23 protein-coding genes are annotated in these 16,343 nt (G+C 35.5%); 11 read left to right on the top strand and 12 right to left on the bottom strand.

The features are described 5' to 3' along the window. Positions 1 to 75: 75 nt before the first annotated feature. Positions 76 to 531 (top strand): DUF29 domain-containing protein, encoded by a 456-nt coding sequence (locus FJR04_RS18250; RefSeq protein ID WP_168497383.1) that lies wholly within the window; start codon positions 76 to 78, stop codon positions 529 to 531. A gap of 8 nt (positions 532 to 539) precedes the next feature. On the opposite strand, the gene FJR04_RS18255 is transcribed toward FJR04_RS18250, so the two are convergent. The 4 genes from FJR04_RS18255 to FJR04_RS18270 all read right to left on the bottom strand — a co-directional run bounded on the left by FJR04_RS18255 (position 540) and on the right by FJR04_RS18270 (position 2,807). Next, positions 540 to 734 (bottom strand): hypothetical protein, encoded by a 195-nt coding sequence (locus tag FJR04_RS18255; RefSeq protein ID WP_168497385.1) that lies wholly within the window; start codon positions 732 to 734, stop codon positions 540 to 542. A gap of 93 nt (positions 735 to 827) precedes the next feature. After that, entirely contained in the window at positions 828 to 1,091 is a 264-nt protein-coding gene (locus FJR04_RS18260; RefSeq protein ID WP_371718352.1) for a type II toxin-antitoxin system RelE/ParE family toxin, read from the bottom strand. 26 nt (positions 1,092 to 1,117) lie between these two features. Next, complete coding sequence (locus FJR04_RS18265) at positions 1,118 to 1,384, bottom strand: type II toxin-antitoxin system ParD family antitoxin (protein WP_168497387.1); 267 nt, start codon at positions 1,382 to 1,384, stop codon at positions 1,118 to 1,120. Positions 1,385 to 1,652: 268 nt separating this feature from the next. Beyond that, on the bottom strand, positions 1,653 to 2,807 hold the full coding sequence (locus FJR04_RS18270) for a serine/threonine-protein kinase (RefSeq protein WP_168497389.1): 1,155 nt from the start codon (positions 2,805 to 2,807) through the stop codon (positions 1,653 to 1,655). A gap of 344 nt (positions 2,808 to 3,151) precedes the next feature. Between FJR04_RS18270 and FJR04_RS18275 the strand changes: the two genes are divergently transcribed. The 4 genes from FJR04_RS18275 to FJR04_RS18290 all read left to right on the top strand — a co-directional run bounded on the left by FJR04_RS18275 (position 3,152) and on the right by FJR04_RS18290 (position 5,052). After that, the gene (locus FJR04_RS18275) at positions 3,152 to 3,637 is read left to right on the top strand and encodes a hypothetical protein (protein WP_168497391.1); all 486 of its coding nucleotides are present in this window, start codon (positions 3,152 to 3,154) and stop codon (positions 3,635 to 3,637) included. A 44-nt stretch (positions 3,638 to 3,681) separates the two neighbouring features. Next, positions 3,682 to 3,837 (top strand): hypothetical protein, encoded by a 156-nt coding sequence (locus tag FJR04_RS18280; protein WP_168497393.1) that lies wholly within the window; start codon positions 3,682 to 3,684, stop codon positions 3,835 to 3,837. Between the two features lie 5 nt (positions 3,838 to 3,842). After that, a complete protein-coding gene (locus FJR04_RS18285; RefSeq protein WP_168497395.1) occupies positions 3,843 to 4,454 on the top strand; it encodes a cupin in 612 nt (203 codons plus the stop codon). 115 nt (positions 4,455 to 4,569) lie between these two features. After that, positions 4,570 to 5,052 (top strand): ArsC/Spx/MgsR family protein, encoded by a 483-nt coding sequence (locus FJR04_RS18290; protein ID WP_168497396.1) that lies wholly within the window; start codon positions 4,570 to 4,572, stop codon positions 5,050 to 5,052. A 175-nt stretch (positions 5,053 to 5,227) separates the two neighbouring features. Here FJR04_RS18290 and cysK read toward each other — a convergent pair whose 3' ends face one another. Further along, the gene (gene cysK, locus FJR04_RS18295) at positions 5,228 to 6,169 is read right to left on the bottom strand and encodes a cysteine synthase A (protein WP_168497398.1); all 942 of its coding nucleotides are present in this window, start codon (positions 6,167 to 6,169) and stop codon (positions 5,228 to 5,230) included. A gap of 752 nt (positions 6,170 to 6,921) precedes the next feature. Here cysK and FJR04_RS18300 point away from each other — a divergent pair. From FJR04_RS18300 to FJR04_RS18325, 6 genes are all read left to right on the top strand, one after another. Continuing rightward, the gene (locus FJR04_RS18300; protein ID WP_168497400.1) at positions 6,922 to 7,350 is read left to right on the top strand and encodes a hypothetical protein; all 429 of its coding nucleotides are present in this window, start codon (positions 6,922 to 6,924) and stop codon (positions 7,348 to 7,350) included. A 28-nt stretch (positions 7,351 to 7,378) separates the two neighbouring features. Continuing rightward, positions 7,379 to 7,642 carry a hypothetical protein gene (locus tag FJR04_RS18305; RefSeq protein WP_168497402.1) on the top strand — a complete coding sequence of 88 codons (264 nt, stop codon included), beginning with the start codon at positions 7,379 to 7,381 and terminating at the stop codon, positions 7,640 to 7,642. 2 nt (positions 7,643 to 7,644) lie between these two features. Further along, entirely contained in the window at positions 7,645 to 7,956 is a 312-nt protein-coding gene (locus tag FJR04_RS18310; protein WP_168497404.1) for a hypothetical protein, read from the top strand. Between the two features lie 153 nt (positions 7,957 to 8,109). After that, complete coding sequence (locus tag FJR04_RS18315; RefSeq protein WP_168497406.1) at positions 8,110 to 8,445, top strand: hypothetical protein; 336 nt, start codon at positions 8,110 to 8,112, stop codon at positions 8,443 to 8,445. 238 nt (positions 8,446 to 8,683) lie between these two features. Continuing rightward, positions 8,684 to 9,055, top strand: coding sequence for a hypothetical protein (locus tag FJR04_RS18320; RefSeq protein WP_168497407.1), 372 nt, complete (start codon positions 8,684 to 8,686; stop codon positions 9,053 to 9,055). Positions 9,056 to 9,139: 84 nt separating this feature from the next. Next, on the top strand, positions 9,140 to 9,745 hold the full coding sequence (locus FJR04_RS18325) for a class I SAM-dependent methyltransferase (protein WP_168497409.1): 606 nt from the start codon (positions 9,140 to 9,142) through the stop codon (positions 9,743 to 9,745). A gap of 90 nt (positions 9,746 to 9,835) precedes the next feature. Here the strand turns inward: FJR04_RS18325 and hypB are convergent, their stop codons facing one another. The 7 genes from hypB to hypF form a co-directional block, all read right to left on the bottom strand. Beyond that, positions 9,836 to 10,630 (bottom strand): hydrogenase nickel incorporation protein HypB, encoded by a 795-nt coding sequence (gene hypB, locus FJR04_RS18330; RefSeq protein ID WP_168497411.1) that lies wholly within the window; start codon positions 10,628 to 10,630, stop codon positions 9,836 to 9,838. Beyond that, positions 10,621 to 10,962, bottom strand: coding sequence for a hydrogenase maturation nickel metallochaperone HypA (gene hypA, locus FJR04_RS18335; RefSeq protein WP_168497413.1), 342 nt, complete (start codon positions 10,960 to 10,962; stop codon positions 10,621 to 10,623). Before hypA ends, hypB begins: the two co-directional genes overlap by 10 nt. Before the next feature lie 51 nt (positions 10,963 to 11,013). Continuing rightward, positions 11,014 to 12,108 (bottom strand): hydrogenase expression/formation protein HypE, encoded by a 1,095-nt coding sequence (gene hypE, locus FJR04_RS18340; RefSeq protein ID WP_168497415.1) that lies wholly within the window; start codon positions 12,106 to 12,108, stop codon positions 11,014 to 11,016. A 67-nt stretch (positions 12,109 to 12,175) separates the two neighbouring features. Continuing rightward, positions 12,176 to 12,448, bottom strand: coding sequence for a 4-oxalocrotonate tautomerase family protein (locus FJR04_RS18345; protein WP_168497417.1), 273 nt, complete (start codon positions 12,446 to 12,448; stop codon positions 12,176 to 12,178). Positions 12,449 to 12,472: 24 nt separating this feature from the next. Then, the gene (gene hypD / locus FJR04_RS18350) at positions 12,473 to 13,624 is read right to left on the bottom strand and encodes a hydrogenase formation protein HypD (protein ID WP_168497419.1); all 1,152 of its coding nucleotides are present in this window, start codon (positions 13,622 to 13,624) and stop codon (positions 12,473 to 12,475) included. Positions 13,625 to 13,672: 48 nt separating this feature from the next. After that, positions 13,673 to 13,921, bottom strand: a complete 249-nt coding sequence (locus FJR04_RS18355) for a HypC/HybG/HupF family hydrogenase formation chaperone (protein WP_168497421.1) — start codon at positions 13,919 to 13,921, stop codon at positions 13,673 to 13,675. 65 nt (positions 13,922 to 13,986) lie between these two features. Beyond that, entirely contained in the window at positions 13,987 to 16,332 is a 2,346-nt protein-coding gene (hypF, locus tag FJR04_RS18360; protein WP_168497423.1) for a carbamoyltransferase HypF, read from the bottom strand. Positions 16,333 to 16,343 lie beyond the last annotated feature (11 nt).

Genomic DNA, 16,343 nt, shown 5'->3' on the forward strand with positions numbered 1-16,343 from the left:
TTATGATTGGGAAAGAATGCGCCCATATATAACAGGTCTTTATATTGTAGATATCTGGTAGAAAACTTTCAGCTTATGAAAACCACATTACCAACCTTATCAGATTCTCTCTACAACCAAGATTTTCATCTTTGGGTAGAATCAACCATCAAAATATTAGAACAAAAAAGATTTGATCAATTAGATATCGAAAATTTAATTTCTGAAATAGAAAGCATGGGGAATAATGATAAAAAATCAGTTAAAAGTAACTTGAGAATTTTATTAATGCACTTACTAAAATGGCAGTATCAACCAGAAAAAAGGACAAATAGCTGGCGTACAACAATTAAAGAACATCGTAACCGATTAGAGGATGATTTTGCAGATAGTCCTAGTTTAAAGAACTACTATTTAGAAATATTCAATGAATGTTATCAAAAAGCGAGAGATTTAGCTTCTTCAGAAACAGGTTTATCTATATCTGTGTTTCCTGTGGAATGTCCTTTTAATACTGAATGTGTTCTCAAATCGGATTTTTTCCCAGAATAACACCAGATTTATTCATCTGATTTAAGAGGAGGAATTTGTTCAGCAGTTAAGGTCACAACTTGACCATCTTGCCAAATGCTTATTGATTCTCCTAATTTGCGGTGTCTTTCAATAGCTTTAGCAATAGCGAGTTTAACACCTGCGTCTATTTGGCTAGATAATTTCTCAGGAATTGGTTTATTTACAGAAATTGGCTTATTCATTAGTAGTGATTTGACTCCATAGTTGAGGTTGATAAATTATAAACTGTTAATGGGTAATGGGTAATTATTAACTCTTTACCTATTATCAATATCCTACTCTCCAAACAAAGCTTCTAAATCTTGACGACCATTAACAACTCGGAGAATTTCAACATTATTATCACTAACTTGATAAAAAATGATGTAACTATTAAGAGGAACTCCACGCATTCCCTGTCTTATATACTCGTAACTACGCCCCATATTGGGAAATTGGAGTAAATTCTCACATTTTTTTGTGAACTCTTTAAAAAGCGTTTCTCCAGCCTCAATATTTCTGGTTAAAAAATATTCTGAAATGGTGTCTAAATCTCGAATTGCTTAGGGCGAAATTAAGCATTGATTCATTTATTCGCCTCATGAGCATTACGAAACTTTGCCTGTATCTGTTCAACAACTGTTTCTAAAGGAACTCCTTCTCCTCGTTCTAATTCTTCTCCCGCTTCATTGACTTTAGCTCTAACATCCTCTACCCATTCTTCATATTCTCGCTGTTTTTCCTGTAAAAGTTGTAGAGCTTGATTAATCACCGCTTCAGCATTAGGAAATCTGCCTTGAGCTAACTGATTTTGAATAAACTGTTCTTGTTCTGGTTTTAAGGTAATATTCATCGCCTATTTCCTGTATTTTAAATAGACTTTAACTGCTAATTTAATTATAAACTGGTAAAAGATACAAACATCGTCAGATCCCCAACTTCTTAGATCACAAACAACAATCAGCGTCCATCCGCGTCCATCTGCGTTCCTATCCTGTAAATCCTTAAATCCTGGACATCCTGTATCCCTAACGGGAGGCGTTAGCCATTTCTGGCAAATAACCCCTTGACAATCCCTGAATTATCTATTATCCTAGATACGATACCTATATTATAGATATTCAGCTTCCCACAACCAAAATCAAATAACCCCAACCCCAAATACCCCACTTCAAAAAACTTCCCCCACGTATAGCAATCATTTCTAACAGTACACCATTACCTAAATTTTCCGTAAATGATCTGTGAGCATTAATAGATTGAGGTTTAATGATTGTTGGTTGAGGTGGGTTAGTTGGGGGAGAAATCAACTGTTGAAAAATTTGTTTAAATGGATTATTAGAACTTGGTTGTGTTTGAGGAGGTTGTGGGTTAGGAACAACAACAGTTTTTTGACCTATGGGATTTTTCAATGCTGCTAAAACTTCTGCTGCTGAATGATAACGTTTCCTCGGAATATCCTGCAACATTGTTTCTAAAAGATCAGTTAATTCCTGACTTAAAGAAACATACTTTTGCCATTGCCATTCCATATTTATAGTATCAAACAACTGATCTGAACCATCAGCTTTGGGAAAATATCCCGTCAATAACCGGACACAAGTAACAGCTAAACTATAAAGGTCACTACTTGGGTAAACCATCCCGCGAAATTGTTCCGGTGGTGCATATCCAGGTGTACCTGTAATAGTACCGATTTTAGTTACAATACTGCTGCTGGTTTCTTTAGAAACACCAAAATCAATTAGGAATAATTTACCGTTTTTACTTCTAATAATATTTTCTGGTTTGATGTCTCGATGAATTACATTATTGTCGTGAATAAATTGCAAAACTGGCAATAATTCTGTTAAAATAATTCTAATTTGGGACTCATTTAATAAACCTTGAGTTTTTAACTCTTGGAATAAATTTTGACCATCAATAAATTCCTGGATTAAATACAATCTACCATCTTGGGGAAAGAAAGCAAGTAAATCAGGAATTTGGGAATGTTTACCTAACTCTTGCAGTCTTTTTGCTTCTTGTTGAAATAATTCCGTTGCTTTTTGTAAAGATGAACTTCCTGCTTGTTGGGGTAAAAACTGTTTAATGACACAGGGGGTATTTAATCTTTTCACATCTACAGCTTGAAAAGTGCGTCCAAAACCACCTTCTCCGATAAATTTAATCGGTAGATAACGGTCATCTAAGATGATTTTATTTCCACAACGTTGACAAAATTGAGTACCCTGGGGATTTTCGTAAAGACAGTCAGGATTGAGACATTGACTCATGGTAGTTGCTGGGGATATCTAGTGATAATTGTAGCATACTACTGTCTGAATCAGGATTTCCAGGATGATAGTGTTTAATGGTTGGTGGTGATTTGATGATTTAAGTATTTGTCTGAATCAGGATTTCCAGGATTTAAGGATTTACAGGATGATAGTGTTTGTGTGTAATTTATGATTTTGGTTAATTATTTATTATTTTTCAAGATAGATATTGAGATAATATAAAATTTACAGAATTACGTCTAGTCTATGCTATAAATTAAATTGGTAATTGGTAAATTACATCCTGAAAATCCTCAAATCCTGGACATCCTGATTCAGACAATTCACCCTGTCTAAATATTATGGAAACTTCTCAAAACAAATTTTCATGGTTTGATGTAGCAGATGATGTTAAAGAATTATTGATATTAGCAGCACAGACTTGGGAAAATACGGAAGAATCTACAAAATATATGCAACAAGCCTTAGCTAAAACAGGAGATAACACAGATGTTTTAGTCGCAGCTTATAGATATTTTTACTACAAAAATAATTATGTTCTCGCACTGACAACAGCAGAGAAAATAACCGCTAAAATTAAGAAAGAGGAAAGTCTACCTGATAATTGGCAAGAACTTAAACCTATCCTCGTTAAAAGTCACGAAGAAGCTCAAATCAGATTGTACTTAACTGCTTATGCTGCTTCGGGTTTAGTATTAGCTAAACTAGGAAAAATAGAGGAAGCTAAGGAAATCAGTACCAGAATAAAAGGTATTGATGACAAAAATGATTTTGGTGCTGGTATTCTTCTCGATATTTTAACCCGTCCACCAGAAGAAGATGATTAAATCTGGGGATACAGAAAAAACTAACAACTAATTAATTACGAATCATGAATAATTGGTTATCTATCAACTCAACAACTCATAATCCACTTTCTGCATCTAATACTGTTAATAATCCGCTGCAACTTCCTGTATCTCCTGTCAATCCAGGGAATTTATTTCCGAAAGTATATGTTCCTATAGTTCCCTTACCAAAATACTAGAAAATATGCAAGGTAAGGATTGGTTTGTCGCTGAAAATGGACAGTATCAAATTTGTAAATCAGCGAGAATATGGGATTTGTTGCGTGATAATTATCGTCTGTATCGCTTTTTAACTGAAGTCGAAGATGTTCTTCATAATGTTGAGGATGAATCAACTCGACTTCCAGAAATTAGAATGTTGGTAAGACGATTAATTGTCAATTCCTATTGGGTAAATAGTCAATCTTTAGAACCTGAAGCAAAAACGGGAATTTCGGTTTTACTGTTATATGATGAATTAGGATTTCCTCTGACTGTACAAACAGTTACATTTGTACCAGGGACAACTTCTAATATTCATAATCATGGAACATGGGGAGTAGTAGCAGTTCTCAAAGGTCAGGAAAAAAATACATTTTGGCGACGTAGTTCTCATCCAGATTTTCCTGATAAAATTGAAAAAACCGGAGAAATAATTCTCTCACCTGGTGATATTGTCAGCTTTGCACCAGAAACAATACATCATGTTCAAGCAATGGGGGAAGAACCAACTGTAACATTTAATATTTATGGAGAAACAAACCCAAAACAGAGATTTGAATTTGATGTAATTAACCATATTGCTAAAAAATTTTAAATGTAATAGCAAAAACATCAATAACAGTTTAATCTGATAAATATAATATCTGCGTTCATCTGCGTTTATCCGCGTTTAATTATTTTCGATCTAGAAATCAATAGGAGAAATAGCAATGGCCAGAGTAATTTTCTATGAAAAACCAGGCTGTAAAAACAATACCAGACAAAAAGTTTTACTCACAGCCGCAGGTCATGAAGTAATAGCATATAGTTTATTAACAGAACCTTGGACAGTGGAAAAATTGCGGTCATTTTTTGGCGATCGCCCGGTCATTGAATGGTTTAATAAAGCCGCACCTAGTATAAAATCAGGAGAGGTGAATCCTGAAAACATCAACGCTGAAACCGCTTTAATAATGATGCTCAGAGATCCTTTATTAATTCGTCGTCCTTTGATGCAAGTAGGGGATAAAAGAGAAATAGGTTTTGATGTCGAAAAAATTGACGCATGGATAGGTTTAAAAGCTGTAGATGAATCTCTGAAACAAATGAGTGAAAACCTCATGCAGCAAGACCTCCAAGGCTGCGCTAATGGACATAATCACAAACACGATAAAGGTGGTTGCAAACATCACGGACAAGAACACCAGCATTAGATATTCCCTCATTTATAACCTCGACTTCTTTAAGGAGTCGGGTATCTTATTTCTCAGTTTTTAATAATTACTCATAAATAAAAAATATTCAGGATCAATGCTAATAGTAAAAGATGATTTTGTTGGGTTTCCTTGCGTCAACCCAACCTACAGATTCAGGATTTTGGCTAATTAATTAACTCATCAATTCTTGAAACATGGCGGTACTTAAATAGCGTTCACCAAAAGAAGGTTGAATCATTACTATTAATTTACCGGCATTTTCTGGACGTTTACCCACAACAATCGCTGCACATAAAGCCGCACCAGAAGATATTCCTGATAATAAACCTTCTTCTCTGGCTAATCTGCGTCCATAAGCCATTGCTTCAGCGTCATCAACTTGCACAATTTCATCAATTAGATCTTGACGCAAAATATCAGGAACAAATCCCGCACCAATACCTTGAATTTTGTGAGGACCGGGTTTACCACCTGAGAGAATCGGACTGTTTTTAGGTTCAACTGCGATCGCTTGAAAACTCGGTTTGCGCTGTTTAATAGCCTCAGCAATACCAGTAATCGTTCCTCCAGTTCCTACCCCAGCTATCAAGATATCCACTTCTCCATCTGTATCCTGCCAAATTTCCTCGGCGGTGGTTTCTCTGTGGATTTTGGGATTAGCTGGGTTGGCAAATTGTTGTAACATAAAAGCATTAGGAGTATTGGCAACTATTTCCTCTGCTTTGTTAATTGCGCCGCGCATTCCTTGAGTTCCAGGTGTTAATTCCAAACTTGCACCATAAGCCCGCAACATGGCGCGTCTTTCTTGGCTCATGGTTTCCGGCATGGTTAAAATTAATTTGTAGCCACGGGCTGCTGCTACCATTGCTAAGGCGATACCTGTATTACCAGATGTTGGTTCGACTAAAATGGTTTTTTCCGGTGAAATTAAACCTTCAGCTTCAGCGGAAAGTATCATACTCACGCCAATTCTGTCTTTCACAGAGGCCGCCGGATTCATACTTTCTAGTTTGACAACTATTCTGGCGACAACTCCCTCAGCTTGGGGAATTTTATTTAACTGAATTAATGGAGTTTTGCCAATAAGTTCTGTTACGTCTTTAGCAATTCGCATTTATTATCCTCTAAAATTTATATATTAATCTATTTTGGTTAAGTATTTAGTCTAGTTGAGTTTTGATTTAGCCATAGTTATTTTAGCATATTTTTGGTTGGCTCTAACAACACAACATGAGCGATCGCTGAAAAAAATAATATGATGCTTTCCTCAGAATATCTTAATTTTATTTTTGAATTATTCAAGATATCTTAGGTCTATCTTTGTCATGAGATGCTGTGATTTGAGTGCAAGTTGTACTTGTGAATTTTATCTTCCAAATATCTCAAACAAATAGCCTATATAGGTTTGGCTTTGAGTACAAAATACCCCGTTCCCTCCCTCAAAAATGCTAGTACCCCACTCAATAAATACTAGCACCCCTACACCAAATATTTTTTTTAATGCTTATCTAATCAGGGTTACAGGCTGTGAGTGCTGTCGTAATCATCTTAATAATATTAATTGGAATTGCTTCCAGGGGGGATGAGAAAGGCGACTGATATAAACGATATAGGATTTACGCAGAGATTCCCCTCTACCCCCCGAAGTTCCTAAGATGAAAATCTGACGAATCAGGGGGGACTTCTTAACTCCTATATCTCTCAAGATTTATCTAAATACTGTCCGTATTATTGAATACGAAAAAGACATATTTTTGTAGATTGAGTAGATTTTGATAAGCATATTTTCAATAAAAAAAGGTGCAAAAAATCAACCTACTAGAAATTTCTTTCTAGGTAATTCATACCTGGCGAGGGAGAATAAACATGAAAGTCAAACTTTTAAATGTGCTGACCGTAAGTTTGGTAACTTTAGCATTAATTTCTCCGGGAATAGTAGTATTTAGTTTAGTCTGGGGACACCATAGAGAGTTCGTTAAAACACAGAATTTATCCTGTGAATTGCAGAAAATAAATATAGCATCTCCAACTGTATTTCCCCAAACAAAAATTATTGCTACTCAGCCACCTTTAGCCAAGGTTAAATTATCTAACAATAATTTCCTGTATCAACTGCAAATGGCTGCAAAAAAATATAAATTAGCAACAATTTTGCAGTGGTTATTTTTGGTTACACCGATTTGTATTGGTGTAGGAATTATTGCTTATGACAGATATCTGGTCTATCGGGCTGCTGTATTCAGAGAAAACATTGCCATGTTAGAAAGAATGTGGCAACAAAGCATTGAACAGTAATTAATCATTCACCATAAACTAAATTATCATGACAGACGAACGCCAAACACAGTATTTTAATTTAATTGATGAACTTCTTCAATGTCCTAATGGTCAAGAACCAGAAGTTTTGGAAGCACAACCTGAATTAATTGATTCTGGTTTAGTTCAGTCAATGTTACAAGTAGCAACAATGTTTGCACATCAAGGTAATCAAGATGGGGCGCAGTTTTTATTTTTTGTTGCTAAACAATTAGCAAAACAATTAGGTTTATATCCTGAAGTTCCGAATCAAGTTGTCAATCAGGAGTAATAATGTTATTGACTTCAACTGATGCCGGACAAATATCATTAGAATTTCTCTTAGCAGATTGGAATATTGCCGACGATTATCGAGATTGGTTTACAGTATTTAACTCTCGGTTAATGGGAGAGAGTTGGTATATTGTCGAATTGGGTGTAGAAGGATTACCTGATAGATGGTTTATGCAGGTTTATGACACAGGAGTTTGTGACCCTAACTACACTTTTATTTCCCCAATCTCTGGTGCAGAAGGATATACAGATTTGAAAAGTCTACCAGATATTATTGCTGATGTATTGGTGGCAGAACGTAATTCTCGATAGAAACTTTTAGATCCCCAACTTCTTAAACAAGTCGGGGATATTTATTTATATATTTTTAATAAAAAATGCTGTTTTTGGAAAATTTGTCAGGTTTATTTGACAAATATATGTTATGCTAAATAGAGTTATGGACGCTACAGAAGAATCAGTCAAATGATTACTGAAGACATCCTAGCCCAAGAATTTGTCAGACTCATAAATGACTATTACCCAACAGTGGGAAAACTCTTAGAAGGCTGCCATGTGAAAGTTATAACTTGCTTTTGGGGACGACCCGCAAAACGGTTTCAATATGTAGGAATTTATTGTCGAGAAGACATGATACCCTATATTCAAGCCAAAAAAGAAATCCTCAGAGAATTAGCAGAAAATATGGGGCTAATTCAAGTAGTTTGTCTCAATGCCAAGCGATTGTTACGTGATCCTATGTCAAAGTTAAAGCAATCTGAACCTCGATTATGGTTAGAGTTGCAATTAGTAGCAGCCTAAGACAATAATTATCATGGCGAATATTGATTATCAATGCGAAAATCCCACAATTCATTGCTAACCACTGCCGATATATATTGCTAGTGGTGATAAGGCGATCGCCATTGCTACTATCGTCACAAAATCAGGAAATTTCCGAACGAATTAGATCTCAGCACACTAGCGTTAATATCCTCATTCTTTTCTTTGCAAAAAAATCGAGAGAGTTGACAACGCTACAATCAAGAGGTGCGGAATTATGTCTAAACTTCCCTTGCTTCCTCCCGATGATTTACCTCCTACCAAGGTAACAAAAGAGGATGGAATGCTACATTTAGAGTTAGAAGAGTCTATTGGTAGATGTTTTTTCTATGCGTGCGATCGCATTACCCAAGTATTATTATCTAATTGTCAGTGGTACATGACTACGAATAACACCACTTTGATGTTAATTGTAGACTGTCCCGATATAGTTGCTTATTGGCACATAGTCAGCAATATTCCCCAATTGGGAAATAGACTGGAAAGATTTACTAAAAATGCCAAAATTCGAGTTTATCCCCCCTTTGGGAAAGGATCACCTTTTGAAATTGGAGTGAATGAAATTTCAGCCTATCGAGATTGGTTATAAGTTTTAAATAACCAGATATTGGACTTCTTGGAGAAGTCCTTATCTATTTTGTTATAATTAGATCAATACCAGAATATACCAGCCATGATTAATAACTTTATCAATAATAAAAAAGAACTTTTCGACCGTTGGGCAAATAGTTATGATTGGACATTTCCTTCTTTTATTTACCAAGCAATTCACCAAAGATTACTCACAAAAGTTGAATTAGCACCAAATGCAAATATTCTAGATTTAGGTTGTGGAACTGGCAGATTATTAGACAGATTAGCAACTCAGTTTCCAGAAATTCGAGGAACAGGATTAGATTTATCTCCCCAAATGTTGCGGATAGCTAGACAAAATAACCGCCACCGTCCCCGATTAATTTATATTGAAGGTAATGCTGAAAATCTCCCCTTTGCTGAAGGACAATTTGATGCAGTTTTTAATACCATCAGTTTCTTGCATTATCCTCAACCAGAACAGGTTTTAAAAGAAGTAGCAAGGGTACTTTCTCCCGGTGGTAAATTTTATTTAGTAGACATCACTTTTAATAACTCATCATGTCAAATTACACCCCATTCTCCCACAGGAATAAGGTTTTATAGCAAGAAAGAAAGAGAAGAAATGGGTAATAATACTGGATTAACTTGTGTAGGTCACTATGATTTATTGGGGTTTGTATTATTAACGGTTTTCCAAAAATAATCTTTGTAAGGCGCGTAACGCATCAATCCTTTACTTCCAATTGACCTAATTACTCAAAGCTGATTTCACCTTGATCTTAGCAGATGATTTCTAGCTGCATTTAAATAACCAATTATATAAACCTTCTAATCCTTCCCCAGTAGTAGCAGAAACTTGGAAAATTTGTATTTTTGGGTTTACCTGTTTTGCATACTCAAGACAACGTTGAACATCAAAATTGAGATATGGCAATAAATCAATTTTCGTGAGAATCATAATTTCACTATTACGGAAAATATGGGGATATTTAATTGGTTTATCTTCCCCTTCCGTCACTGATAAAATTACAACCTTAGCCTGTTCTCCTAAATCAAACAAAGCCGGACAAACTAAATTTCCCACATTTTCAATCATCACCACAGAATTTAAAGGTGGATTAAGTTCCTGTAACCCTCTTTCTATCATTGATGCGTCTAAATGACAACCTGTACCTGTGTTAATTTGCACAACTTTACAGCCTGTGGCTTTAATCTTTTCAGCATCATTAGTAGTTTCTTGATCACCTTCAATCACGCTGATAGATAATTTGTCTTTTAAATCATTAATTGTGCGAGTTAATAATGTAGTTTTTCCTGCACCGGGAGAACTCATTAAATTTAACGCGAGAATATTTCTACCTTTAAACCAGCCGCGATTTTGGGCAGCTAATAAGTTATTTTTACCTAAAATTTCTTGTTCTAAAGATATCGTTGTATTATGAATTTTGGCGTGAATATCAGCAGGTTTTTCATGGTGATGAGTGTGGGTAATTACAGTCCCATCTGCTAAAGTATGAGTATGATGTTCATGTTCTAAGTTAGTAATTGTCGTTTCATTATTATCAGAACAACCACAGGTTACACACATAAATCCTCCACTTCAATTTCTTTAATTTTCAGTTCTTCACCAGTTATTAAGTCTAACTGCACACTACCACATTCACAAATACCAAAAGGTTTATCTATAGGAAAAGTTGTCCCACATTGACGACATTTAGCCGTTCCTGGTATTTCTATTATTTCTAATATTGCCCCTTCTACTATTGTACCTTGGGCGCAAATTTCAAAACAAAATCTGATAGCTTCGGGCATAATAGCTGATAATTTGCCAATTTCTAATAATACTCTTTGGACTTTTTTGTTTTGGGCATTTTCGCTAACTATAGCGATGATATTTTGGGTTATTCCTAGTTCGTGCATAGCTTTTTTTATTTCACGCAGAGACGCAGAGGCGCAGAGAAAGGAGGGAGTTTAACAAATTCGGGGAAGTTGATCTCCTACTAGCATATCAACTATTCTTTCTGCACCAAAGGCGGTTTTTAAGAGGACTATTCCTGGTGGTGTGGGAATTATTTTACCTATGATAGATGCTTGTTTTCCTGTGGGGTGGGTTTTCATTGTTGCTAAAATTAAATCTGCTTTTTCTGGAGGGGCAACTATGACTAGTTTACCTTCGTTGGCTAGATATAAGGGATCTAAACCTAATATTTCACATACTCCATTTACTTCTTCTCTAATAGGAATGGCGTTTTCATTGATGCTTATTCCTACGTTAGCTGTGAGGGCAAATTCATTTAAGACTGTGGCTAAACCGCCTCTGGTTGCGTCTCGCATGGCGTGAATTTGAGGACAAATTTTGATAATTTCGGCGACTAATTCATGCAATGGTTGACAGTCACTTTCTATATCTGTTTCTAATGCTAATTCTCCTCTAGCAATTAATATTGCTGTGCCATGATTTCCAATTTCACCGTTTATAATTACTACGTCTCCCGGTTGAATATTGCGGGGAGAAATATCAATATTTGGGGGAATTATGCCAATTCCCGCAGTGTTAATAAATAGTTTGTCAGCACAACCACGATTAACAACTTTTGTGTCTCCTGTGACTATTTGTACTCCAGCTTTTTGGGCTGCTTGCTGCATACTGGCAACTACACGGCGCAATGTTTCTACTGCTAAACCTTCTTCTATAATGACGCTACAGGTAAGATATAAAGGTTTTGCACCACTCACTGCCAAATCATTAATTGTGCCATTAATTGCTAGTTCTCCTATATCTGAACCAGGGAAAAATAAGGGGTCTACTACATAAGAATCTGTGGTAAATGCTAATCTGTTTCCATGTTGAGAAAGGCTGGCTAAATCAAATGTTGCTTGATCTTCTAATTGGGAAAGAATGGGATTATTAAAGGTTTTGACAAATACATCATCTATCAAGTCACGCATGGCTTTACCACCGCTACCATGTGCGAGATTAATATGTGTATCACGGACTTTTCCCTGCCGACGACGGACTTGTTCGATTTTTTGAAAAAGTGGATTTTGATTGGGGATAATGGTCATTTTAAATTGTTTTATAAGTATAAATTTTGAATTTTTGACAGGCATATTGCCTGTCATTTCAAATCATTTACCAATTTTTTCTATCATCTCTTTCGTCCCTATCTTTTCTCTCATCTCTGTCTTTTCTTTCATCTCTATCTTCGCGCTTATTGTTGTTTTTGTCATATTGTAAAACGCCACCAATTCCCAAATCTTCTCGTTCAATTTCTTCAATGTGAACAGTTATATATTCGGATTTAGTATCTAAAGTGGAGGCTAAAGCATCAGTCACAGCCTTGACTAATTTGCGCTTTCTTTCTATGGAGTTACCCTTACTAATGCGGACGGTTACATAAGCCATGTGATTTTCCTCAACTTGTACAAGTTAGACTGATAAAGGTTCGGTAGATACACCTGATTTATCTCTTTTTGACATAGTTGAAAGTCGCCCATATTTGTAATATGCTGCACAAGCACCTTCGGAGGAAACCATACAAGTTCCTATGGGTGTTTCTGGTGTACAAGCTGTTCCAAATACGTTACATTGCCAAGGTTTTAAAACTCCTTTGAGAATTTCTCCACATTGACAAGCTTTATGATCTGCTACTTTTAAATTAGGAATTGTAAATTTAGCTTCAGCATCAAATTGGGCATATTTTTCGCGGATTTTAAAACCGGAATTGGGGATTTCTCCTAAACCTCGCCATGCAAATTTTTCTCGGACTACAAAAACTTGATTCATGGCTGCTAGTGCGTTTTTATTTCCGGCTGGTTCTACTAATCGGTTATATTGATTTTCAACTTGACAACGATTTTCTACTATCTGTTTTAATAACATCCAAATTGATTGAAAAATATCTAATGGTTCAAAGCCGGAAATAACTATAGGTTTATGATATTTTTGGGAAATAAATTCGTAGGGTTCTGTTCCTATCACCATGCTTACATGACCTGGACCAACAAAACCATCAAGTTCTAAATCTGGATTTTCTAATAATGCTTGTAAGGCGGGAATTACTAATACATGATTAGAAAACATACTAAAGTTAGTGATATTTTCTGCTGCTGCTTGGAGGATAGTAAATGCTGTACTGGGGGCGGTGGTTTCAAAGCCTAAACCGAAGAAAACTATTTCTTTATGGGGGTTCTCTTTGGCAATTTTGAGGCTGTCTAAGGGTGAGTAAACCATGCGAACATCTGCACCTTGGGCTTTAGCTTGCAAGAGGCTGGTTTTTGCACCGGGTACGCGCATTGCATCGCCAAATGTGGTAAAAATGATGTTGGGGTATTGACTGAGGGCGATCGCATCATCTATTCTACCTTTAGGCATTACACAAACTGGACAACCAGGACCATGAATTAGTTCGATATTATTAGGTAATATTTCTTCGATTCCGTATTTAAAAATTGCATGGGTATGTCCACCACATACTTCCATTATTTTTAAATGTCTATCTATTTGTTGGCTGAGTTTTGCTATTTCTTGTTGTAAGGCTTGGGCTTTTTCTGGGTTACGAAATTCATCTACATATTTCATATTTTTATTTCTCACGCAAAGGCGCAAAGACGCAAAGGAAGAGAGGTTTTAAGTATAAGATTGGGCTATTTCTTGCAGTAATTTTAATGTTTCTGCGGCTTCTTGTTCGTTGATTCTATTCATGGCAAAACCAACGTGAACTAATACCCAATCTCCTATACAAGCTTCTGGGGGGTGTTGTTCGTCAACTATACAAGCTATGTTTACTTGACGTTTTACTCCTCCAATATTAACTGTAGCTAGTTTATGTTCTATGTTGGTTATTTCTGTTATTTGTCCGGGTATTCCTAAACACATTTTGCTTGTCCTTTTTTTGAAGATTTATTTCACGCAGAGGCGCAGAGACAACAGAGGTTTTTATGTTATTTTTTTAAGTATTTAGCGGCTGCAATTACGCTTTGTCCTAGTGATAAACCTCCATCATTTGCGGGTAATATACTATGGGTGAGGACTTTTATTTCTAATTTTTCTAACTGTGTTTTTACTTGTTGTAAAAGAATGCGGTTTTGAAATACTCCTCCTGTTAATGCTACTTGATTAAATTGATGTTCTTGTCTAAGTTTTTTAACTATTTGGGTTATGGTAATGGCTAAACTTTTATGGAATTTTGCAGCTATTTCTGATGAGGATATGTGCTGTTTTATATCATTGAGTATTTCTATCCATGTTGGAGATGTACCTATATAATAAATATTATCTAATTTTTCTAAGTTAAAGGGATAATTTAGAGTTTCTTTATCATTGTTTAAAATATTAATATCAGCTATGGCTTCCATTTCTATGGCTGCTTGTCCTTCATAACTACATTTTTCTGGACATATACCTATTGCGGCTGCTACTGCATCAAATAATCTCCCTACTGATGATGTTAAGGGTGAATTAATACCTTTTGCTATGATTTGATTGAGTAGTTGAGGATTTTTATTTTCTAGGGTTTTGATAATTGCTAAATCACTATATTTTTGTTTTATTTCTTCCCATGCGAAGGAGTTTATTAATTGAGAGTATGTATTTCTCCAAGGTTGATAAATTGCTTGTTTTCCTCCTATCATGGGTAGAGGTTTAAATGTAGCTAATCTTTGAAAGTTTTGATAATCTGCTAGGAGAAATTCTCCACCCCATAATGTACCATCTTCACCATAACCTAAACCATCATAAGCTATTCCTAAAATCGCTTTTGAGTCTAAAGGAATTTGATTTTCTGCCATACAAGCTGCTATATGGGCGTGATGATGTTGAATTTCATCTAATTTAATATTATTCACTATTGCTAGTTCTTTACCAAGTTTAGATGATAGATATTCTGGATGTTTATCAATAGCAATTATTTCTGGTTTATGTGCAAATAAGTTTAAATATAAATTTAATGTTTCTTGATACCCATTGAACGCAGCTACATTTTCTAAATCTCCTAAATGTTGTGATAAAATCGCCTCACCTTCTCGTAATAAGCAAAAGGTATTTTTTAACTCGCTACCCATTGCTAAAATTGGCGGAATTTTCTCAAATCCTGGTGGTAATTTAATTGGTGCTGGTGCATATCCCCTAGCACGTCGGAGGGTTTGTATTTGATTATCAATAACTCTGACTACAGAATCATCTACTCTATTGACAATATCACGGTTATGTAAAAGAAAATAATCGGCTATTTTCGATAATTTATCTTTTGCTTCTTCATTATTTATACATTGCGGTTCATCAGAAATATTCCCGCTAGTTAAGACTATGGGGCGATTCATGCGTCTGAGAATTAAATGATGTAAAGGTGTATAAGGTAGCATGAAACCCAGAGTATTTTGTCCTGGGGCGATAGAAGATGGTAATTTATGATGATTTTTAATATTTAATAAAACAATAGGTGCAGCAGAACTTGTTAATAATTCTTTTTCTAAATCATTAATATCGCAATATTCAGAAATAATATTAATATCTCTTGCCATTAAAGCCAAAGGTTTATGATCACGTCGTTTGCGATTTCTGAGTTTAATAACTGCATTTTCCAAAGTAGCATCACAAGCTAAATGAATACCACCTAAACCTTTAATAGCAACAATTTCACCCTTTTGTAATAAAGTACAAACAGCATCCACATCATCCAACATTGAAAACATATCAGATATCATAGGTTTACCGTCAGCACGTTCTAACCATGCACGCGGACCACAAGTAAAACAAGCCACAGGTTGGGCATGAAAACGACGATTTGCTACATCTTCATATTCCCTTTCACACTCTCCACACATTGAAAAATTCACCATGCTGGTGTTATTTCTATCGTAAGGAATAGCCCGAATAATACTCAACCTTGGACCACAATGAGTACAATTAGTAAAAGGATAACGAAAATAACGACTAAAAGGATCAAAAATATCCTTTTGACATTGAGAACAAGTTGCAGCGTCAGGAGAAACTTCAGTTTTCACCACACTATTAACACTACGAGAAATCACAAAATCATCAAAATTAAACTCACCCAAATATGGACTCCTAATCACATCAGTAATTCTTGCCAAAGGAGGACATTCTTGATATAATTGATTAATAAAATCCGTTATTTCTTCCTCACTACCAGAAACACGAATTAACACCCCTTCACCATCATTATAAACATCACCCTTTAACCCAAAAACCTTCGCTAAACGATAAACAGTAGGACGAAAACCCACACCTTGAACAGTACCACAAACCCTAACTTCTTCTATTCTCATCTTTCTTCCTT

Source organism: Anabaena sp. UHCC 0204 (assembly GCF_009711975.1).
GTDB lineage: Bacteria > Cyanobacteriota > Cyanobacteriia > Cyanobacteriales > Nostocaceae > Dolichospermum.